General features: G+C 62.8%; 21 protein-coding genes and 1 tRNA gene. 5 read left to right on the forward strand and 17 right to left on the reverse strand.

Features of this window, described 5'->3' with window-relative positions:
- Positions 1–12: 12 nt before the first annotated feature.
- Positions 13–1,167 (reverse strand): glutamate 5-kinase, encoded by a 1,155-nt coding sequence (gene proB, locus NKI58_RS02540; RefSeq protein ID WP_352454943.1) that lies wholly within the window; start codon positions 1,165–1,167, stop codon positions 13–15.
- A 2-nt stretch (positions 1,168–1,169) separates the two neighbouring features.
- Entirely contained in the window at positions 1,170–2,201 is a 1,032-nt protein-coding gene (gene obgE, locus NKI58_RS02545) for a GTPase ObgE (RefSeq protein WP_352783040.1), read from the reverse strand.
- 170 nt (positions 2,202–2,371) lie between these two features.
- Here obgE and NKI58_RS02550 point away from each other — a divergent pair, with 170 nt between their 5' ends.
- Positions 2,372–3,241: an endonuclease/exonuclease/phosphatase family protein gene (locus tag NKI58_RS02550; protein WP_352574637.1), complete on the forward strand. Its 870-nt coding sequence runs from the start codon at positions 2,372–2,374 to the stop codon at positions 3,239–3,241.
- 10 nt (positions 3,242–3,251) lie between these two features.
- Here NKI58_RS02550 and NKI58_RS02555 read toward each other — a convergent pair whose 3' ends face one another.
- The 3 genes from NKI58_RS02555 to NKI58_RS02565 form a co-directional block, all read right to left on the reverse strand.
- A complete protein-coding gene (locus NKI58_RS02555) occupies positions 3,252–3,839 on the reverse strand; it encodes a GNAT family N-acetyltransferase (RefSeq protein WP_352471260.1) in 588 nt (195 codons plus the stop codon).
- A 115-nt stretch (positions 3,840–3,954) separates the two neighbouring features.
- Positions 3,955–4,224, reverse strand: coding sequence for a 50S ribosomal protein L27 (rpmA, locus tag NKI58_RS02560; RefSeq protein WP_023678077.1), 270 nt, complete (start codon positions 4,222–4,224; stop codon positions 3,955–3,957).
- 98 nt (positions 4,225–4,322) lie between these two features.
- Positions 4,323–5,030 (reverse strand): 50S ribosomal protein L21, encoded by a 708-nt coding sequence (locus tag NKI58_RS02565; RefSeq protein ID WP_352450883.1) that lies wholly within the window; start codon positions 5,028–5,030, stop codon positions 4,323–4,325.
- 337 nt (positions 5,031–5,367) lie between these two features.
- On the opposite strand from NKI58_RS02565, the gene NKI58_RS02570 reads away from it, so the two are divergent.
- Positions 5,368–5,457, forward strand: a tRNA-Ser gene (locus tag NKI58_RS02570).
- A gap of 75 nt (positions 5,458–5,532) precedes the next feature.
- Here NKI58_RS02570 and NKI58_RS02575 read toward each other — a convergent pair.
- Together NKI58_RS02575 and NKI58_RS02580 are read right to left on the reverse strand one after the other, a co-directional pair.
- Positions 5,533–6,108, reverse strand: coding sequence for a DUF308 domain-containing protein (locus NKI58_RS02575; RefSeq protein ID WP_352636892.1), 576 nt, complete (start codon positions 6,106–6,108; stop codon positions 5,533–5,535).
- A gap of 77 nt (positions 6,109–6,185) precedes the next feature.
- Positions 6,186–6,782 (reverse strand): TetR/AcrR family transcriptional regulator, encoded by a 597-nt coding sequence (locus NKI58_RS02580; protein WP_352783036.1) that lies wholly within the window; start codon positions 6,780–6,782, stop codon positions 6,186–6,188.
- A gap of 724 nt (positions 6,783–7,506) precedes the next feature.
- Between NKI58_RS02580 and NKI58_RS02585 the strand changes: the two genes are divergently transcribed.
- Both NKI58_RS02585 and NKI58_RS02590 read left to right on the forward strand, forming a co-directional pair.
- Entirely contained in the window at positions 7,507–8,424 is a 918-nt protein-coding gene (locus tag NKI58_RS02585) for an alpha/beta fold hydrolase (protein WP_352574631.1), read from the forward strand.
- 174 nt (positions 8,425–8,598) lie between these two features.
- On the forward strand, positions 8,599–8,853 hold the full coding sequence (locus NKI58_RS02590; protein WP_352594357.1) for a hypothetical protein: 255 nt from the start codon (positions 8,599–8,601) through the stop codon (positions 8,851–8,853).
- On the opposite strand, the gene NKI58_RS02595 is transcribed toward NKI58_RS02590, so the two are convergent.
- Positions 8,850–9,998, reverse strand: coding sequence for a hypothetical protein (locus NKI58_RS02595; protein WP_352824146.1), 1,149 nt, complete (start codon positions 9,996–9,998; stop codon positions 8,850–8,852). The genes NKI58_RS02590 and NKI58_RS02595 overlap by 4 nt on opposite strands.
- A 54-nt stretch (positions 9,999–10,052) precedes the next feature.
- Here NKI58_RS02595 and NKI58_RS02600 point away from each other — a divergent pair, with 54 nt between their 5' ends.
- Positions 10,053–11,138: a DUF1186 domain-containing protein gene (locus NKI58_RS02600; protein WP_352824147.1), complete on the forward strand. Its 1,086-nt coding sequence runs from the start codon at positions 10,053–10,055 to the stop codon at positions 11,136–11,138.
- A gap of 45 nt (positions 11,139–11,183) precedes the next feature.
- Here NKI58_RS02600 and recQ read toward each other — a convergent pair whose 3' ends face one another.
- From recQ to uxaC, 9 genes are all read right to left on the reverse strand, one after another.
- Positions 11,184–13,022, reverse strand: a complete 1,839-nt coding sequence (recQ, locus tag NKI58_RS02605) for a DNA helicase RecQ (protein ID WP_352824148.1) — start codon at positions 13,020–13,022, stop codon at positions 11,184–11,186.
- 362 nt (positions 13,023–13,384) lie between these two features.
- Positions 13,385–13,723 (reverse strand): cupin domain-containing protein, encoded by a 339-nt coding sequence (locus tag NKI58_RS02610; protein ID WP_352574624.1) that lies wholly within the window; start codon positions 13,721–13,723, stop codon positions 13,385–13,387.
- A 24-nt stretch (positions 13,724–13,747) separates the two neighbouring features.
- A complete protein-coding gene (kduD, locus tag NKI58_RS02615; RefSeq protein ID WP_352574622.1) occupies positions 13,748–14,515 on the reverse strand; it encodes a 2-dehydro-3-deoxy-D-gluconate 5-dehydrogenase KduD in 768 nt (255 codons plus the stop codon).
- Entirely contained in the window at positions 14,512–15,369 is an 858-nt protein-coding gene (gene kduI, locus NKI58_RS02620; protein ID WP_352574621.1) for a 5-dehydro-4-deoxy-D-glucuronate isomerase, read from the reverse strand. The genes kduD and kduI overlap by 4 nt, the downstream gene beginning before the upstream one ends.
- A gap of 28 nt (positions 15,370–15,397) precedes the next feature.
- The gene (locus tag NKI58_RS02625; RefSeq protein WP_352574619.1) at positions 15,398–16,174 is read right to left on the reverse strand and encodes a FadR/GntR family transcriptional regulator; all 777 of its coding nucleotides are present in this window, start codon (positions 16,172–16,174) and stop codon (positions 15,398–15,400) included.
- A gap of 10 nt (positions 16,175–16,184) precedes the next feature.
- A complete protein-coding gene (locus NKI58_RS02630) occupies positions 16,185–17,465 on the reverse strand; it encodes a TRAP transporter large permease (RefSeq protein ID WP_023678089.1) in 1,281 nt (426 codons plus the stop codon).
- 4 nt (positions 17,466–17,469) lie between these two features.
- Positions 17,470–17,997, reverse strand: a complete 528-nt coding sequence (locus tag NKI58_RS02635) for a TRAP transporter small permease (RefSeq protein ID WP_023678090.1) — start codon at positions 17,995–17,997, stop codon at positions 17,470–17,472.
- 103 nt (positions 17,998–18,100) lie between these two features.
- Entirely contained in the window at positions 18,101–19,078 is a 978-nt protein-coding gene (locus NKI58_RS02640; RefSeq protein ID WP_023678091.1) for a TRAP transporter substrate-binding protein, read from the reverse strand.
- A 37-nt stretch (positions 19,079–19,115) separates the two neighbouring features.
- Positions 19,116–20,525: a glucuronate isomerase gene (gene uxaC / locus NKI58_RS02645; RefSeq protein ID WP_352636902.1), complete on the reverse strand. Its 1,410-nt coding sequence runs from the start codon at positions 20,523–20,525 to the stop codon at positions 19,116–19,118.
- Positions 20,526–20,673: the final 148 nt, after the last annotated feature.

Below are 20,673 nucleotides of genomic sequence, written 5' to 3' on the forward strand. Positions count from 1 at the left end.
GCTCATCCTCCGCTATGTAACCTGGTCACCGACTACTTGCTCGCCACCGGCATGGCTCACCACAAGATCGTCGCGGTGGATCATCGCCGAACGCGCCTCGTAGCCGAGCACGGTTTCGATCTCGGCCGTCTTCAGGCCAGCGATCCTTACGGCATCAGCGGCATCATAGGCAACCAGCCCGCGCGCGATCTCGCGGCCCTCGGGCGACAGGATCGCCACCGTGTCGCCACGCGCAAAATTGCCGCTGACCAGTTTGACCCCGGCCGGCAGCAGCGACTTGCCGGAGAGCAGCGCGCCGATGGCGCCGGCATCGACGGTCAGCCGGCCGGCCGGTTCGAGCTGCCCGGCGATCCAGGTCTTGTAGCCCTTGACCGGATTGGCGCTCGGCCGGAAGAAGGTGGCACGCTCGCCGCGCTCGATTGCCAGCAGCGGCGACAGCCGCGTGCCCGATGTGATGATCATGGCGGTGCCGGCGGCGGTCGCGATCTTGCCGGCGTCGAGCTTGGTGCGCATGCCGCCGCGCGACAATTCCGAAGCAGCGGCACCCGCCATCGCTTCGATGTCGGGGGTGATGCGGTCGACGACCTGAATGAATCGAGCTTGCGGGTCACGCGCCGGCGGTGCCGTGTAGAGCCCGTCAACGTCGGAGAGCAGCACCAAAAGGTCGGCGCCCATCATGGTGGCGACGCGCGCCGCCAGCCGGTCGTTGTCGCCATAGCGGATTTCGGAGGTGGCCACCGTATCGTTCTCGTTGATGACCGGCACCGCCTTCATCTTGAGCAGTGTCGAAATCGTCGCCCGCGCGTTGAGATAGCGGCGGCGCTCTTCGGTGTCGCCGAGCGTCAGCAGGATCTGGCCCGATTTCAAGCCATTCTTGCCGAGCGCATCCGACCAGGCGCCGGCCAGCGCGATTTGCCCGACGGCGGCCGCCGCCTGACTCTCCTCGAGCTTCAGCGCCCGCTTGCCGAGGCCGAGAATGGTGCGGCCAAGTGCAATCGCGCCCGAAGACACGACGAGAATTTCGGCGCCGCCATTGGCCAGCACGGCGATGTCGTCCGCAAGCGAGGCCAGCCAGTCGCGCTTCAGGCCCGTCGTGCGGTCGACAAGCAGCGCCGAGCCGATCTTGACGGCAATGCGCCGATAATTTTTCAGCGATTGCGCGGCCATGGCTATGTGTTCCAGCGCGTCTCGACCGGCGCAGCGACAGCCTCGCGTGCATCGGCCACCACAGCGATCAGCGCGCGCAACACCGCCTCGACGCCTTCGCCGGTGACCGCCGAAAGCAGCATCGGCGCGCGGCCGGCGGCACGTTTCAGCGAGGCGGTCTTTTTCTTGCGTGCGTCGGCATCGAGTATGTCGACCTGGGAAAGCGCGACGATTTCGACCTTGTCGGTCAGCCCATTGCCGTAGGCTTCGAGCTCGGCACGCACGGTCTTGTAGGCATTGGTCGGATTTTCTTCCTGCGCCGAGACAAGATGCAGAAGGACACGCGTGCGCTCGACATGGCCAAGGAAGCGGTCGCCGATGCCGACACCTTCATGCGCGCCTTCGATCAGGCCCGGAATATCGGCAATGACGAATTCGCGACCGTCGATGCGGGCCACGCCAAGGCCCGGATGCAGCGTGGTGAAGGGATAGTCGGCGATCTTCGGCTTGGCCGCGGTGACCGCCGCCAGGAAGGTCGACTTGCCGGCGTTGGGCAGCCCGACAAGGCCGGCATCGGCGATCAGCTTCAGCCTGAGCCAGATGTTGAGCTCTTCGCCCGGCAGTCCGGGATTGGCGCGGCGCGGCGCCTGGTTGGTCGAGGTCTTGAAGTGCTGGTTGCCGAAACCGCCATTGCCGCCCTTGGCCAACAGAAAGCGCTGGCCGACGACCGTCAGATCGCAGATCAGCGTCTCATTGTCCTCGGCAAAGACCTGTGTTCCGGCCGGCACTTTCAGCGTTACGTCGGCACCCTTGGCGCCGGTCATGTTGCGGCCCATGCCGTGCGTCCCGGTCTTGGCCTTGAAATGCTGCTGGTAACGATAGTCGATCAGCGTGTTCAGCCCATCGACCGCCTCGACCCATACATCGCCGCCGCGACCGCCGTCGCCGCCGTCCGGGCCGCCGAACTCGATGAACTTTTCGCGCCGGAACGACACCGAACCGGCGCCGCCGTCGCCGGAGCGGATGTAGACCTTGGCTTGATCGAGAAATTTCATCGGATTGTATGGTTTCTGCTATTGGCTTTGCGGGATTGCTCTAAACCAAGGCGGGTCGAAGGGCGAGGGCCGTTTTTGCTACTGTAACGTCGCGCGTAGCTCTGGACGCGTACCATTTGGTTGACCCTTGCCATAAATCGATCCTCGGCTTCCAAGCGCGAGATGTCGGAATGAAGCTGGTAACTTACAATATCCACTACGGCGTCGGCCTCGACGCCCGCTATGATGTCGGCCGTATCGCCGATGCCGTGCGCGGCGCCGACGTGATCGCGCTGCAGGAGGTCACCCGCGCCAACCCGAAGAATGGCGGCCGCGACATGGTGGCCGAGCTCGGCGAGGCGCTGCCCGACTATTTCGTCGTCTACGGCAGCAATTTCGAGGCCGACGCCGGCTCGCGCCTGGAGAACGGCCGTGCCATCACGACCACCTTCCAGCTCGGCAACATGGTGCTGTCGAGGACGCCGATCCATCTGTCGCGCAATCTCCTTTTGCCGCGCAGCCGCAGTGTCGAGGCGATGAACTTCCAGCGCGGCGCGCTGGAGGCGCTGATCGAAACGCCGCTTGGTCCGATCCGCTTCTATTCCACCCATCTCGACCACCGCAGCCCGGTTGAACGGCTGAGCCAGATCCGCTTTCTGCGCCAGCGCCTGTTGAAATACCCGCTCGAGGGCGGCGGGCTCTCCGGCGTCGCCGAGATCGGCTTGCCGGACCTGCCTTGTCCCGAAGCCTTCGTCGTCATGGGCGACTTCAACATGCTGGCCGGATCGCCGGAACATGTCGAACTCGCCGGCCAGGCTGACCATGAATTCGGCATGCCGGTGACCGCTGACCTCGCCGTCGATGCCGCCACGCGCCTCGGCGCCGCCGGCGCCGATCTCGTCACCTGGGTCGACCCCAAGCGGCCGGGCGATACCAGCCGCTACAAGCGCATCGACTACGTCTTCACCAGCGCCTCGCTTGCCAAATCGCTGAGGCGCCTGTGGGTCGACCGGCAAGCGGCCGGTTCGGACCACTTGCCGGTCTGGCTCGAGATGACGTGAGCCGCATCCATCAAAAATGCACCCAGTTCCGCAGGCTGGTCCAGGTCTTGCGATCGAGGCGGTAGCGCTCGACCGGCACCTGACCGGCAACGATCGAGTTCAGCATGCCCTGGCCGGCATACTGGAAGCCGCATTTGTGGATGACCCGGCGCGAGGCCGGATTGATAACCCGGGTCGAGGCGTGCAGCACCTGGATCGTGGTTCTCTGGAAGGCAAGATCGACCAGTGCGTGCGCTGCTTCCGTCGCGTAGCCGCGTTTCCAGTACGGCTCGCCGATCCAGTAGCCGAGCTCCAGCCCACGATCCGTAGTGTTGAGCCCGGCACAGCCGACGAAGGTCTCGGTGCCGGCCAGCGTCAACGCATAGGCGATTCCGGCCCGGCGCGATGCCGTCATGGCCAGGAAAGCGCGTGCCTCCGCCTCGCCATAGGGATGCGGCATGCGAGCCAGCATTTCCGCGACATGGCGGTTGTCGGCGAGCGCCACCAATTGCTCGATGTCGCTTTCACGCGGGGCACGCATGACCAGCCGCTCGGTCGCGAGCACCGGGCAATCTATCGTGTAACTTTCGTCGTCTGTCGCTTCCGCTTCGGCAACCATGTCAGTCCTCCAGGCAAGAAAAAAGGGAGATGGAAACCCATCTCCCCTGATCCATTTCCTGGCTTGGCCAGACACCGGTCCCGAGATGGGTGCCGGTGTTCTCGTGCGGAACCGGCTACTCCGCTGCCTTCGTCATCGGGTTCACCGATACGTAGGTTCGGCCATTGGCTTTTTTGTTGAAGGTGACTGCGCCAGCTTCGAGCGCAAACAGCGTGTGGTCCGTGCCAATGCCGACATTGGTGCCGGGATGCCACGTCGTGCCACGCTGACGAATGATGATGTTGCCCGGAATCACGGCTTCGCCACCGAACTTCTTCACGCCGAGCCGCTTGGAATGGGAGTCGCGACCATTGCGCGACGATCCGCCAGCTTTCTTGTGTGCCATCTAACTACTCCGATGCGCCGCGAGGCGCCTAAACGATCTTATGAACGCGTTCGCGTTCCGTTTCAAGTCCGATCCGGCGCCGATTGCGCCGGTTCGTTCTACTTCTTCGCCAATTCCTTGGCCTGCTCGCGCCAGTCCTTGATCTGGTCGGCGCTGAACGGCATGTGCTCGTCGATCTTGGCGACGTCCTTGTCGGACAGCTTGGCGATCTGGGCAAAGGTGGTGATGCCCTGTTCGTTGAGCTGGCCGGCGGCGACCGGGCCGATGCCCTTGATCACGGTCAGGTCGTCCGGCTCGCCCTTCGGCGCCTTGAACAACGGCGCGGCGGCTTCGGCAGCCTTGTCCTCGGTCGTCTCGGCTTTGGCTTCCTTCTTCGGCGCAGCCTCTGCCTTCGCTGCTGCCTTCGGCGCGGCTTCAGCCTTCGCCTCGGTCTTGGCTGCAACTTCGGCCTTCGCTTCGGTCTTGGCGGCGGCCTTCTTCGCCGGCTTGGCGCCACCCAGCAGGATTTCGGCAATCCTGACGGTGGTCAAAAGCTGGCGATGGCCGATCTTGCGGCGCGAATTCTGCCGGCGGCGCTTCTTGAAGGCGATGACGGTGCGGTTCTTGCCTTGCTCGACGACTTCGGCGGTGACCATCGCACCATCCACGAACGGCGCGCCGAACGTGACGTTTTCGCCTTCGCCATGCGCGAGCACATTACCGATCTCGACGATGTCGCCGACATTGGCTTCGAGTTTTTCGATCTTCAGGAGATCGTTGGCGGCAACGCGATACTGCTTGCCGCCCGTTTTGATGACTGCGAACATTTTTTGCCTTTCGCTGTTCGGTCGGCCTTGATGAACCGCCACAGGCGGTTCGGCCGTCTTTTTGTCAGTCTGCGGGTTCAAAAAACAAGCGGCGCGGAAGATCCCTCCACGCCGATTGCGCGCTGTCCCTAACCGAAGGTTCGGCTTGAGTCAAGGCAAGCGCCGCGGGCAAGCTGCGAACGGGTTGAGCCCAGTCCTTGCAAATATCGAGCAACGGCCACCGGAGCCTCAAGGAAGCACGGACAGAAGCTGCGGTGCCGGGGCAGATTGGCCCTTGTAACCTGCCTGTCCAGCCGTTATCTAGTGCGCCGCGCCGGCAACGGCGGACCATGACCGCGGAGAGGTGGCAGAGTGGTCGAATGCACCGCACTCGAAATGCGGCATGGGTGCAAGCCCATCGGGGGTTCGAATCCCTCCCTCTCCGCCACTTCGGAATGGTCCATTCCGGACCCATAGGTAACAGCATCTCTCATCGCGCCGGTAATGGCTTAAGATCGCGGGCCTATGCAGCCTTCCGCCGCAATTGGCTCACGCTCAGCCACACCGCCGAAACAAGGAAGTAGAGGGCGCCTACTGCGGCATAGCCGGCCACGTTGGAGATCGATGGCGGCATCGGCATCCGCGCCTGCGCGATGAAAAACGTGCCTGCCAGTGCCGATTGCCCTCCGCTCAGGACCATCGCCCACTGCGCACCAGAGCTCTTCCAACGGCGGACGGCGGTGCCGAGTTGAAGCAGGCCGGACAGGATCGCCCATAGGCCGAACACGCCCAGCACCCAATTCATGCTCATCTTCAGCGCAAAAACGACCGCGAGCGTTGTCGCCACACTGACCACGACGTTGATGGTCTGGGTGCGATTCTGTCCCAATCCTCCGCTGCGCGATGCGTCGACAAAATTGGCCAAGGCATCCCATGCAGGATAAGCCACGAGTAACACCGCCGCGACCACCCCGGAATGCTGTCCCATCGTAAAGGCAGCCGCCACCCAGACAGCCGAGAACGCCGTCCGAGCGAAGTAATAGAGCTTGAGCCATTGTTCCTGGCTGGCGCGGGAAAGATCGCCACTGTGAACCGTCATTGGATCGTCCTTTCGACTAGTAGGTAGGGACTCTCGACGAACGTCGCAGAGTGATTGCTAGTATGGTTAGTTGAGATCTAGGCTCGTATCCGGGGGGAAGCGCGGAGCCGCTCCAGGAGCGGGCCCGTCACGACGGCGAATATCTTCGGATCGCCATAGGCCCGTGCCGAAAGCATCGCGCCGTGAACGGTCGCCATGAACGCTTCAGCCTCGGCACGAGGGGTACTCATCAGTCGAAATTGGCCGTGCCGCGCACCGCGCTCCATCACCGATGTCAGCCAAGCCGACAGCGAGCGGAAATGCGCCCGGACCTCAAGGCCAACTTCCTCGGGCAGCACGGGGAGCTCGCTTGCCAACAGCGCGCAGATACAAAACGGGGCGCTGGCGTTCGCGATGCAGGCTTCCCAATACCCGGCATAGATCCGCAACTGTTCGAGCGGATCGGATTCGTGAAGTTCGACATTTGCCATCCCCGCTTCAGTTTCTTCGCGATACTGCGCAACCAGCGTCCGAACCAGATCGACCTTGCTTGGGAAATGGTGATGGATGCTCGCCTTACGGATCCCGACCACTTCAGCAATGTCGGCATAACTGAAACCGTTATAGCCGCCAGCGACGATCAGTGAACGTGCACAAGCCAGGATGGCATCAGAGGTGGTAGACAAGTTGCTCATGCTTTTACCTACCTTCTGGTAGGATGGCAGTCAAGCCTCCTTGCACCGCGAGTAGCGTGAAATTGCGTGGCTATGGCGTAGACGTCATTCGATCTTCATTGTTTTCGGCCCGTCATCCATTCAGAAAGCTCCGGGTGTTTGTCGATCGAGGTAGCCATCCCACTTCGAGGACGAGGCAACACCCTCCGGCCGACCGGACCACCGCTAATCGCCGTGCGGCACTAGGCGTTTGCACCGACTGCGCTATCTCCCCATAGTTAGCTTGTTCTATCGCTGGTTGAAGACTGGGAGGTTTCCATGGATCGGCGGCTATTTTTGACAGGAATGTTTGGCATTGCCGGGGCCGCGGCCCTTGCAAGCACAGTTCGGCCAATCAACGCAGTGGCCGGCGTTCCAACTGCCAGAAGCGGCATTCTCGATGAACTCGAGGCGCCGGATGTCGAGACCTTCGACGACGACGAAACTCAAGCAGAGTTGCAACCAGTCTATCATCGCCGGTGGCACCGGCCGCGCCGGCGCCGCCGGCGCGCTTGGAGAAGGGTCTGTCGCGTTTACTGGCGAAATGGCTATCGGCGCAGGCGGTGCTTCCGCAGGCGCGTTTGGGTCTGGTTTCGATTCTAGCAACTGGCCGGCTTGAACCCTGGCCATCGCGGCCGGGGTTTTCGCCCCAGGCGGCCGTTAGCGCCCTTAGGGAGCTTTCCTAAGGGCGCGGAGGAGGCTGACGGTGTTTGCAGGTTTCAGAGCCACCAGCCTACGACTGGACGATACGACGATTTTCGCAAGGGTCGGAGGCACCGGTCCGCCGCTGCTGCTTCTTCACGGTTTTCCAGAAACGCATCTGATGTGGAGGGATATCGCCGCAGCCTTGGCGCTCCGCTTCACGGTGGTCGCCGCCGACCTTCGAGGCTATGGGCAAAGCGGATGTCCGATTTCCTCTGCCGATCATAGCCCATACGCCAAACGCGCCATGGCCGGCGACATGGTTCAGGCCATGAAGCAAGTGGGTTTTGAGCGGTTCATGGTTGCCGGGCATGATCGTGGCGGGCGGGTTGCCTATCGCCTGGCGCTGGACCATCCCGACAAAGTGCTCAAAATCGCCGTCCTCGACATCATCCCCACCGCCGCAACATGGGATCGGGCGGATGCCAGACTGGCGCTTGGCTTCTGGCCCTGGAACCTTCTTGCCCAGCCGGAGCCCCTACCGGAGCGTCTGATCGGCGCGGCTCCCGATGCTGTCGTCGACGATGCAATAACGCAGTGGGGATCGTCAGCGAAAATGGTCTCCAAAGAGGTCAGGAACGCCTATGTTGATGCGCTTCGCGATCCCGCGCATATTCATGCCATCTGCGAAGAGTATCGCGCCGCTGCGACGATCGATCGTGAACATGACGCGTTGGACCACGCAAACGGTCGTCGCATCGACTGTCCGCTACTGGCGCTATGGAGTGGCGAAGGCGCCCTGGAGAACTGGTATGCGCAAGAAGGCGGGCCGCTGGCCATCTGGAGGAAATGGGCCGACAGAGTGGCAGGACGCGCTGTCCAAGGCGGGCACTTTTTCCCGGAAGAGCACCCCGACAAGACGGCAGCGGCTCTCTCGGAATTCTTTGAAGACAAACAGGTCGGTCAGCACAGAGTATTGTAGAGGTCACATGCTTCAGTTACGCGGAACCTCGCGAGCGCTTCGCGGCCCTAAATCGAGAACCCTCCGAAAATCCGCCCGTCCGGCATCAACGTGCTTGATAAGGGAATGAAGGCGATCTCCACGGCCACGCCTCTGATATGCAGCCTCATGTTTGTCGGAAGTTGCGCATCGCCTTTGCCGGCATCCTTTGATGCTGCGAAATACGACAAGATGAGTTGCGTCGAGCTCAACGTGGCGATAGGCGCGGTCGCCGACGAAATGTCGGCGACAGCCATCGCTCGTGGCAAAGTCGTCCACACCAACATTCCGGGCTGGCTGTTGGGAGGGCAGCGTGTCGCCTCGACCGTGGCTGCCCGCCAGAGTGCGAAGATCGAGCGCTTGCGGCAGCAGGAGGCTGCGATTGCCGCGGCGAGACGAAGCCGGTGCTAATCGTCTCTTAGCCGTTCGATAAAACGCCTCTTATGGATATGCCGAACGCGGATCGCCTGCAGCCTGCGAGCAAAATCGTGGGTCGTGCCACATTCCTCGGCGATTGCCTTGAGGTCGAGCAGAAGGCTGGCGGCCTCATCGTAGCCGGGAGGGTTGCGGCGTTCGATCTCGCTCTCCACCTCACGCCAGACGCTTTCGCCGCGCCGCGAGAGCGCATCGAGCCGAATACGGCGGGCGCGCGCCTCTTCCGCCGCCTGCCGTTTTCTTTCAGCCTCTCGTTGCTCCTCCTGCGCGCGCTCGCGGGCCTGACGGATCGCCTCGGCACGGGCTCGCAGTTCGCCGGCCGAGCGGGGAACAGTGGCCATGGGGCTTCCAACAGAGACTTTCAACATCGAGCGATTCCGGACGAACGCCCGAAGCTCGTTTTCAACATGCCGATCGCCGTCGACGAGACGAACGAGCAGCGTCGTCTTTTCATGATCGGACAAGGCGCCGACTGAACGCCGGACCATATCCGGCGACAATTCCATTGTCGTGCCGGCGGGACGCTCGGCCGCCGCAGCGACGAGGTCGGCGTCGAGCTGAAAGAAGCGCGCGAAAGCGTCGAGCGCGGGCGTCATCGGGCCGATCCCCGGCAAAGGCTCCGCCTCGTCCGGCTTGACGGAACCGATCTCGGCCGCCTTCAGCCACAGCAGGTAGAAAAGCCTCAGATCGCCGCCGAGCACGTCGGCGCGCAGCGGCGCCAGTGCTTCGAGCCAGTGCGAGTCGTCGTCCCAATTATCCCAATCGTCCGCAGGTTCCAGTTCTTCGCACAGGATATCGACGATCAGGTTCTCGCCGGACGTGCTGATCTCGAGGCAATCGACCGCATGCAGGAATCCCTCGAGACGCTGCCGGTCGATTAATCGCGCTGGAAACCGGATCATCAGCCGGTGGGTGCCCCAATTCGCCAAATAGAGATGAAGATCGAACCAACGCCGCATCAACGCGACCGGATCGCCTTTGAAGTCGCCCCACTCGTAGAAATTCGTGAAGCTCGTGGCCGTAATCCGCGCCCGCGTCGACACATCGCGCAAGTCCCGGCGATCCGCTTCGCTGAGTGGGCGGTCGACCGCCCGAAACTCGTAGTATTGATATTCGCTCATGCTTGCTTGGCTGCTGGCCGATCCTCGTCCCACAGGTCAGTTCAGGATAGAGCTGTGTCGAGATCGAACTCGCCCCGTCTGGCACTTTCTGCACAGGAATTTGCCGTTTGTGCGGATGAACTGTTGAAAGGCAGCCGGCCTGTCGTAGATTTGGCAAGCGCGAACGGCAGCGAGGATGCCATGAAGAAGGAAGAACTGGACTCCGTCCTTGGCCGGGGCAAGCCCGGCTTCGATCTCGGTCCGATAGAAGATCAACTACATGCCGTGGCAAACGAGCAGCAATTGCCGGATGTCGCAATCATTCACTGCATAGCGAGGATTGAAGAATCGGCTCCCGCGCTGCGTGCCGTCGTCACAAGAGCGGCCGAAGGAGAGGCTCTGTCGCGGGATGATCAGATGCTGCTCTTGCGAGGCATCTACATTCTGGGCGGCGCTCGCGACACTAGAACGTTCGGGCCCTTGTTGCGCCTGCTGCGCCGGCCGGGACGCGACCTCGATGACCTGCTCGGCGACGTGGTGACCGAGAGCATGGCGCGTATCGTCGCCGGCGTATTTGATGGCGACGCCGGCGCTTTGTTCAGCTTGATCAGCGACCGCTCCGTCGATGAATTCGTCCGCGATGCAGTTTTGGGCGCAGCGACCTTCCTGACCTGGGAAGGCCGCATCGAGCGTGACCGAATGCGAGATTTTCTCGAGCGGTTCCACACCGAGAGGCTGGCCGATGACGACGATTTCGCCTGGATCGCCTGGCTGGGGGCGATCGCCCTGCTTGGCTTGCGCGATCTGGCGTCACTTGTTCACAGCGCATGGAACGACGGCCGCATCCCCGAAGGGGTAATCGACCGCCGCGATTTCGAAGACGATCTCCTGGCCGCCGAGCAAAGCCCAAACGACATCGATCGATTCGAGCGCGCCGCTCTCGGCTATATCGACGACGTGCTTGAAGCGTTGGAATGGACCAGCCACCTTGAGTATTTTGGCGAGGAAGATTGGCAATCGCCCTTGCCGGAACAAACTTGGCTCGACGAGTTATCGAGATTGACAGCGCCGGTCACAAATCCTTGGCGCCATGTCGGACGCAATGATCCGTGTCCCTGTGGAAGCGGCAAGAAAGCAAAGAAATGCTGCCTGGCAAACTAACCTGTTACAGTGTCGCGCAATTGCGAGTTTGATTTTTGGCTACCCTCACGCCGACACACCGGATTGATGCGCAGCGATCGCGCCGAGGAATATCTCGCCGAAATCCTTGAGCTTGGCGGCGCCGACGCCGTTGACCGCGGCGAAGGCGTCCAGATCACGCGGGCAGCGTTCGGCCATATCGATCAGTGTACGATCCGAAAAGATCACGAAGGCCGGCACCTGGCGTTCCCGGGCAAGACGCAGCCGTACAGCCTTGAGCGCGGCCAGCAGCACCGAATCCAGACCTTGCGTGCCTGCTGCGGTATCCTGTATGTTGCGTATCTTGCCTCGCGATGACTGGCGCGCGTCCACGCGATACCGGAATGAGGCCTCGCCCCGAGCCAGCGCACGGCCCTTCTCGGCAATGGCGAGGCCGCCATGGCCGGCTGAGTCCAATGTCAGGAACCCTCCCGCGACGAGTTGGCGGAGCAGCGACAGCAAGAAACTCCTTTTATGCGCGACACCGGTGCCGAAGCTGGCAAGCCTGTGGTGGTTCCTGTCCAGGACCTTCTCGGTCTCATGGCCGAGCAGGACATCGACGACATGGGCGACGCCGAAGCGCTCGCCGGTCTGTGCGATCGCCGCCAGGATGATCCGCGCCTCCGCCTCGCCATCCGCATGCGGCGCCTGATCAAGGCAGTTGTCGCAATTGCCGCAAGGCGAGGCGTTTTCGCCGAAATAGCCAAGCAGGATCTGACGCCGGCACTGCGTCGTCTCGCAATAACCGATCAGCGTTTCGAGCCGGCCATGCGCGCGCCTTTTGTGCTCAGCCGGCGCATCCTCGTCTTCGATGAAAAGCCGGCGCATGCGTATATCGCCGAGACCGAACAGCATATGTGCCTCGGCCGCCCGCCCGTCGCGGCCCGCCCGCCCGATTTCCTGATAATAGGCCTCCAAGCTGCCCGGCAGGTCGGTGTGGAAGACATAGGCGACGTCCGGCTTGTCGATCCCCATGCCGAAGGCGATGGTCGCCACCATCACCACGCCGGACAAGGTCATGAAAGCGTTTTGATTCGCTTCACGCGCGTCCTTGCTCATGCCGGCATGATAGGCCAGCGCGCGTACGCCGTTCCGCTCGAGGAACGCCGCCATCTCTTCGGTCTTTTTGCGTGACAGGCAATAGACGATCCCGCTGCGGCCCGCATGGCGCTGCACGAAGCCGAGCAGTTGGCGCTTGCTGTCCTGCTTGGGCTCGATGCCTAGTTTGATGTTCGGCCGGTCGAAGCCGAGCACCACGGTATCGACGCGCCCGTCGAACAGTTGCGCGGCAATGTCGGTGCGCGTCGTCTCGTCCGCCGTCGCCGTCAACGCAATGATCGGCACTTTCGGGAAGATATCACGTAGTCTCGACAATTCTTCGTATTCGCGCCGGAACGCCGGTCCCCATTGGGAGATGCAATGTGCCTCGTCGATGGCGATCAGCCGGACATCGAGCTTGGTCAAAGCCTCGAGCATTCGCACCGTCATTAGCCGCTCCGGTGCAAGATAGAGCAGGCGCGTCTGGCCTGCCGCGACACGGCGCCATGCAGCGACATTGGCATCGCGGTCGAGCGAGGAATTGATCGTATCGGCCGCCACGCCGGCAAGGCGCAATGCGGCGACCTGATCCTGCATCAGGGCCACCAGCGGCGAAACGACAATGGTGAGCCCGCCCAGCACCAGCGCCGGGACCTGGTAGCAGAGCGATTTGCCGGCGCCGGTCGGCATGACGGCCAGCACATGATGCCCGGCCAGCAGCGCCTCCATCACGGCCGCCTGGCCGAGACGAAAATCATCGAAGCCGAATACATCCCTGAGGACGCGCCGTTTGGAATCCTCTGCAGGGATGCTCGCTGCTACCTGCATTACAGAACTTTCGGGGATACGACCTGCCGAAATGCCGCGGCGAATCGCCAGGTGATTGCCTGGACAGCAGATTCGAACATTTATCGACCCCTCTGGTCCTGTCCGCGGCACCGCCTGAGGCGAACTTCTCTCTCATTGGCCGATATGAGGCCGTCGTTCCAGCCCCTATTCGCCTTGGCTGTGAATATCGCACCGCTTCGGAGCGGTTAATCCTATCTTCACCATCATTTGGCAGGTTCAGGTTCTGCGGTGATGTTTTGAGTACCGCGGCGCCACAAGCGCCCAGGCAACACGCCCGCGTCTCTCCGGAGGCGCGGGTTTTTTGTTCCGAGAACCGGCTACCTGATCTTCAGGCCCGCAGCTCAGTCGAGGAAATCGGCGCGGTGCGGCGTAAAGCTGTCGACCAGCCGTCCCGCCTCCAGCGCCTTGACGCCATGGACAAGGTTGGACGGGACGATGAAGCTGCTTCCGGCTTCCAGGATTTCGGTCCTGCCGTCGATGGTGACTTCGAAGCGGCCTTCGGCGACATAGCTCGCCTGGACGTGCGGGTGCGAGTGCAGCGCGCCGACGCCACCCTTGTCGAAACCGAATTCGACCATCATCAGCTCATCCGTGTGCAGGAGCACGCGCCTGCGGTTGCCATCCGGCGTCGGCGTCCACGCAGCCTCGCCGGCATGCGAGAAGATTTTGGTTCCGGTCATCGCCAAACTCTCACCTTTTGTTGTTCATCGTGCCAGCCAGCCGCCGTCCACCGGCACCACCGCGCCGTGCATGTAGTTGGACGCTGGCGCCAGCAGGAAGACGGCTGCGTCGCCGATGTCTTCCGGCGCGCCCCAGCGGCCGGCCGGAATGCGCGCCAGGATCGAAGCGCTGCGGTCGGGATCGGTGCGCAGCGCCTCGGTGTTGTTGGTCTCGATATAGCCCGGCGCAATGCCGTTGACATTGATGCCCTTTGCCGCCCATTCACATGCCAGCAGGCGGGTGATGCCGAGCACGCCGTGTTTGGAGGCGGTGTAGGAGGCGACGCGAATGCCGCCCTGAAAGCTCAGCACCGAAGCGATGTTGACGATCTTGCCACGCCGTCCAGATTCGGCAAGCACGCGCCTGGCAAAACTCTGGCTGAGGAAGAACACCGTCTTCAGATTGACGCCCAAGACGTCATCCCAGTCGGCTTCGGTCAGGTCGACCGCATCGGCACGCCGGATGATGCCCGCATTGTTGACCAGGCCATCGAGCGGTCCGGTGCCGTCCCAGACGCGGTCAAGCATCGCCTGGGCAGCTGCATCATCACCAAGGTCGCAGCGGACCGCCTCGAAGCGGCCGCCGACAGCCGCAATCTTCTCCGCCGTCTCGTCCATCGCCGACCGGCCGACGCCGACGACCGCGCCGCCTGCGCGGGCGATCGACACGGCGATGCCCTGGCCGATGCCGGTATTGGCGCCGGTGACGAGGATGCGCTTGCCGGCAAGGCTGAAGGCCGAGAGATCGCTCACTTGAGCTCCTCCATCGCCACCAGGTCGACATCGGTATAGTCGACATTATCGCCGGCCATCGCCCAGATGAAGGCGTAGTTGGAGGTGCCGGCGCCCGAATGGATCGACCATCCCGGCGACAGCACCGCCTCCTCGTTGCGCATGACGAGATGGCGCGTTTCGTCCGGCTCGCCCATGAGGTGAACCACCCGCGCCGCCTCCGGCAGGTCGAAATAGAGATAGGCCTCCATGCGCCGGTCATGCACATGGCATGGCATGGTGTTCCAGACGGAACCGGGGGCAAGCTGCGTCATGCCGACGACAAGCTGACAGGTCTTTACCCCATCGGCATGAATGAACTGGAAGATCGAGCGCTCGTTGGAGGTTGCCTGGCTACCGAGATCGAGCCGCTTGGCATCGCCGATGCGGATCAGCCGGTTGGGGTGGCCCTGATGCGCCGGCGCGCTGAGCAGGTAGAACTTAGCCGGCGCTGCCGGATTGGTCGCAGCGAACGATACCTCATCCGTGCCCATGCCGAGATAGAGCATGTCGCGCGCCTGCAGCTCGTAGGATTGGCCGCCAGTTTTGACGACGCCTGCACCGGCGATGTTGACGATGATCATCTCACGGCGGTCGAGAAAATTCTTGGTCCCGGTCGGCTTGATCGCCTGCAGCGGCAGCGGTGCGCCGGCGGGCACGGCGCCGCCGACGATCATGCGGTCGTAATGGGTGTAGGTCAGGCCGATGCGGCCGGGCTGGAACAAGTCCTCGATCAGGAAATTGTGTCGCAGCTCGTCCGTTCCCATGGCTGCGGCAGAAACAGGATCGATGGCGAAGCGGGAGGTGAAATCCGTATGATTGTCGGTGTGATTCATTGCTGTCCCATGGGGCTGCCTCAATTGCTTATTCAGTTGCCGCGGCCTTGACCGAGTCGGCATAAAAAATCTGGCGCGCGTGCAGGCGCTCGCGATAGCGCTGCTGGCTGGCACCGAGATGCGCGCGCATCGCCTCCCGCGCCGCTTCGGCATCGCCTGCCGAGATGGCGTTGAGGATCATCAGGTGTTCGCGCTGCAGGCCGCGCTGGTAGGCGTCGGACTGTGCGAACTCGGTCGACCAGGGCGAGGTCACATCGCAAGGAATGGCGCGCCGGCCGAGCACGTCGAGCATCTCGACATAGAACGGATTGTTGGTGGCGCTGGCGATTGCGCGGTGGAAGGCAAGGTCGGCCGGTCCAGTCGGCTCGCTGTTGAGGAGCAGCCGTTCGAACTCGAAGAAGGCTTCCTGGATTGCCGCTTCCTGCGCGGCGTTGCGCCGGATGGCGGCGAGCCCGGCGGATTCGATCTCGATCGCCAACCTGACTTCGAGCACGTTGAGGGCAATCGAATCCTTGCTGCCCATCTCCGCTGTCAGAGCACCGAACGCTGTCGAGATATGCTCGGTGACGAAAACGCCGGCGCCTTGGCGCGGCTCGACCAGGCCGTCCGCGGCAAGCTTGGCCAGCGCCTCGCGTATTACGGTGCGGCTGACCCCGAAGGTTTCAGTCAGCTGGCCCTCGGTCGGCAGCTTTTGCCCAGGCTGGATCTCGCCCGCCTGCAGCTGCTTGCGGATCGCCGCGACGACGGTTTCCGAAAGCTTCGGTCTTCGTTCGACGCGGAGCCCGACGGCAGTGTCCGATGCCATGTCGCACCCCCTATTTGAAGACGCTCGGCAGCCATAGCGAAATGGCCGGAATGTAAGTGACGAGCGCCAGCACCACGAGGCCTGCGCCATAGAATGGCCAGATCGAGCGCATCGATTCCCAGACGGATATCTTGCCCACGGCACACGCCACGAACTGCACTGCGCCCACCGGCGGCGTGTTCAGCCCGATGCCGAAATTGAGGATCATGATGACGCCGAAATGCACCGGATCGACGCCGTAGGCCTGCGCCACGGGCAGGAAGATCGGCGTGCAAATGATGATCGTCGGCCCCATGTCCATGAACGTGCCGAGGAACAGCATCAAGAGGTTGAGCAGCAGAAGCACGACCAGCGGATCGTCCGAGATCGCATTCATGGAGGCGATGAGCGCTGCCGGCACTTTCAGGAAGGCCATCAGCCACGAGAACGCCGCCGCCATGCCGATGATAAGCAGCACCATGGCAGTGGTGCGCACGGCGCCATGGGTGGCATGAACGAACCCTTCCCAGGTCATCTGCCGGTAAACGAAGACGGTCACGAGCAGCGCATAGATGACGGCGATACAGGAACTCTCGGTGGCGGTGAAGACGCCCGATCGCACGCCGCCGAAGATGATCGCGATCAGCAGCAGGCCGGGCACCGCGACGGCGAAAAGATGCGCGACCGCGGTGAAGCCCGGAAACGCCTCGGTCGGATAGCCGCGGGAGCGCGCCACGATATAGGCGGTGACCATCAGCGACAGGGCCAGCAGCAGGCCCGGGATGATACCGGCCGTGAACAGATCGGCGATCGAGATCTTTCCGCCTGCCGAGATCGAGTAGATGATCATGTTGTGCGACGGCGGCAGCAGCAGCGCGATCAGTGCCGCCATCGACGTGACGTTGACGGCGTAGTCCGCTCCATATCCACGCGCCTTCATCTGCGGGATCATCAGGCCGCCTACCGCCGCTGCCTCCGCCACCGCTGAGCCGGAAATGCCGCCGAACAGTGTAGCGGTTGCAATGTTGACCTGCCCGAGGCCGCCACGCAAATGGCCGACGAGCGAGCCGGCGAAGGCAACGATCTTGCTGGCGATGCCGCCGCGCACCATCAAGTCGCCGGCGTAGATGAAAAACGGAATGGCCAGCAGCGAAAAGACGCTCATGCCGGAATTCAGGCGCTGGAACACGATGAGCGGCGGCAGGCCCATATAGAGGACGGTGGCGAGGCTTGCGACGCCGAGGCAGAAAGCGATCGGCGTGCCGATAAGCATCAGCAGGGTGAAGACGCCGAAGAGAATCCACAGTTCCATGGCGTCAGACCTTCACGTTGGCGGTGTCGAGTTCGGCTGCGACTTCGGCTGGCGGCAGTTCATCGAGGGCATCGTCGATCGGCGCGCCGGAGAGGCGAAGCACGATGCGCTCCAGCGTGAAGAGCACGATGAGCGCGCCTCCCGCGACAAGCGGGACATAGTCCCAGCCCCCCGATATGCCGAGTGACGGCAAGACGGAGCCCCAGGTCAATGCGACCAGCTGGCTGCCATACCAGATCATGCCGATGCCGAAGGCGAGCGCGACAATATCCGAAATCATCCGCAGCCAGCGCTTGCCGCCTTTCGGCAGCACGTAGAGCAGGACGTCGAAGCCAAGATGGTAGTTCTCGCGAACACCGACGGCAGCGCCGAGGAAAATGAACCAGCTCATCAGCATCACCGAGCCCGGCTCGGTCCAGCTCGGCGAGCGGTTCAGAACATAGCGGCCGAACACCTGCCAGGCGACGAAGGCGGTCATCAGCACCAGCCCGATGCCGGCGATCGACAGCGCCGCCGTGCTGACGCGCGACATCACTTGCGCGACGCCGGACAGGAGCGGTGTTGGTCTTGGGCTGGAAGTCACCGGTTTTCTCCCCAGGAGGATGGCGGCACGGAATGTCCGCGCCGCCGCTTGATCACTGCACGGCCTTGATGGCTTCGACCATGGCCTTCAGCTTGTCGTCCTTGACGTGCTTCTCGTAGACCGGCCCCATCGCGTCGATGAAGGGCTGCTTGTCCGGCGTCGTGATCTGCGAACCGGCCGCCTCGACCTTGGCGCGCGATTCCTTGACCTTGGCGGTCCACAACTCGCGCTGCTTGGCGACGCTCTCCTTGGCGGCCGCCTTGAAGATCGCCTGGTCTTCCGGCGTCAGCTTGTCCCAGCTCGACTTCGCCATGACAAAGGCTTCCGGCACCATCGTGTGCTCGTCGAGCGAATAGTACTTGGCGACTTCCGCATGCTTGGCGGTGTCGTAGCTCGGAAAATTGTTCTCCGCGCCGTCGATGACTCCGGTCTCGATCGCCGAATACACCTCGCCATACGGCATCGGCGTCGCGTTGGCGCCGAGTGCCGCCACCATGTCGACGAAGATGTCGGACTGGATGACGCGGAACTTCATCCCGGCCATGTCGGCCACGGTGTTGATCGGCTTCTTCGAATTGTAGAAGGAGCGCGAGCCGCCGTCGTAAAAGGCGAGCAGCACCAGCCCGACCTGGTCGAACGCCGCCGCGATCTGGTCGCCGATCGCCCCGTCCATGACCTTGTGCATATGCTCTTCCGAACGGAAGATGTAGGGCAGCGAGGGCACGGTGGTCTCCGGGATGAGCCCGTTGAACGGCGCCATCGAGACGCGGTTGAGATCGATCACGCCGGTACGCACCTGCTCGATCGTGTCCTTTTCCTCGCCGAGTTGCGCGGAAGGATAGATCTCGACCACATAGCGGCCGGCCGTGCGCTCCTTCACCAGCTCGCCGAAATATTTGACCGCCTCGACCGTCGGATAGCCGTCCGGGTGCGTGTCGGACGAGCGCAGGACCGTCTGGGCGCTTGCCGATCCGGCCAGCAGTGCGGCGGCAAGTAGCGTAGCTCCCGCCAGTCTTGAAAAATGCAGCATTGGTTTCCTCCCGTTTGAACGATGGCGGCAAGCGCCGTTAGAGCCGGTACGCCTTTTTCGCGAGCGTATAGGCAAGTTCCTGCGCCAGCTCGTGCGCCTCGTCCTCGCCGAGCCGATGCTCGGCGACGAGACGCGCCAGATATGCGCAATCGACCCGGCGCGCCACATCATGGCGGGCCGGTATGGATGGAAAGGCGCGGGTGTCGTCGTTGAAACCGACGGTGTTGTAGAAACCGGCCGTTTCGGTGGTCATCTCACGGAACCGGCGCATGCCTTCGGGGCTGTCGTGGAACCACCAGGCCGGGCCGAGCTTCAATGCCGGGTAGACGCCGGCGAGCGGCGCCAGCTCGCGCGCATAGCTGGTCTCGTCGAGCGTGAAGAGGATGATGGTGAGGTCGCGCTCCAGCCCGACGCAGTCGAGCAGCGGCTTCAGCGCCGTCACATAGTCGGTTCGGGTCGGAATATCGAAGCCTTTGTCCCTGCCGAACTTGTGAAAGATAGCCGGCGAATGATTGCGCCAGGAGCCGGGATGGATCTGCAGGACCAGCCCGTCGTCGCGGCTCATCTTGGCCATCTCGGTCAGCATCTGGGCGCGGAACAGCTTTCGCTCGCGCTCGTCGTCCGAGCCCCGGCGGATGCGGTTGAACAGCTCCTGCGCGGCGGCATCCGAGAGATTGGCGGTTTCGGCCGTCGGATGGCCGTGATCGGAGGAAGTCGCACCGAAACTCTTGAAGAAGGCGCGCCGCTGGCGGTGCGCCTCGAGATAGCCTGTCCAATTGCCGGTATCGCACCCGGTGATCTCGCCAAGCCGGTCGAGATTGGCCGAGAACCCTTCGAAGTCGGGATCGACGATCGCATCCGGCCGATAGGCGGTGATGACGCGGCCCTCCCAGCCGCTGTCGCGGATCATCTGGTGCCATCTGAGATCGTCGAGCGCGCCTTCGGTCGTTGCGATGACTTCAATGTTGAAGCGCTCGAACAGCGCTCGCGGGCGAAAATTCTCCCACTGCAGCAAGGTCGAGATCATATCGTAATGGCGGTCGGCGGTTGCGGCCGTCAGCGGCTCGTCGATGCCGAACAGATGGGCAAGCACATGGTCGAACCACAGCCGGGTCGGCGTACCCCGGAACAGGTAATAATGCTCGGCGAAGCGCCGCCAGATCGTTCTGCCGTCGGTTTCCACCGGCGAGCCGTCAAGCGTCGGCACCCCAAGCTCCTCAAGCCGAACGCCCTGGCTGAACAGCATGCGGAAAATGTAGTGGTCCGGCACGATCAGCAACTGCGCCGGATCGGGAAACGCCTCGTTGAGCGCATACCAGCGCGGATCGGTGTGGCCGTGCGGGCTGACGATCGGCAGGTCCTTGACCGCGGCGTAGAGATCACGGGCCAGCGAACGCGGGCGCGCCTCGGCGGCAAACAGCAAATCCGGATCCGTCAATGCGGCCACGCAAATCCTCCCAATCCGGACATCGGTAGGGTTGGAAAGAAATAATGTCAACATACAAAAACTGGGTTGTTGTATGATGACTTTTCGTCGGCCATTGCCCATTGTGCGTGACGGCATCGGGTGTTACGCCGCCTGACAGCAGTGACCC

The sequence above is a fragment of the Mesorhizobium sp. M0522 genome, from assembly GCF_040321085.1.
GTDB lineage: Bacteria > Pseudomonadota > Alphaproteobacteria > Rhizobiales > Rhizobiaceae > Mesorhizobium.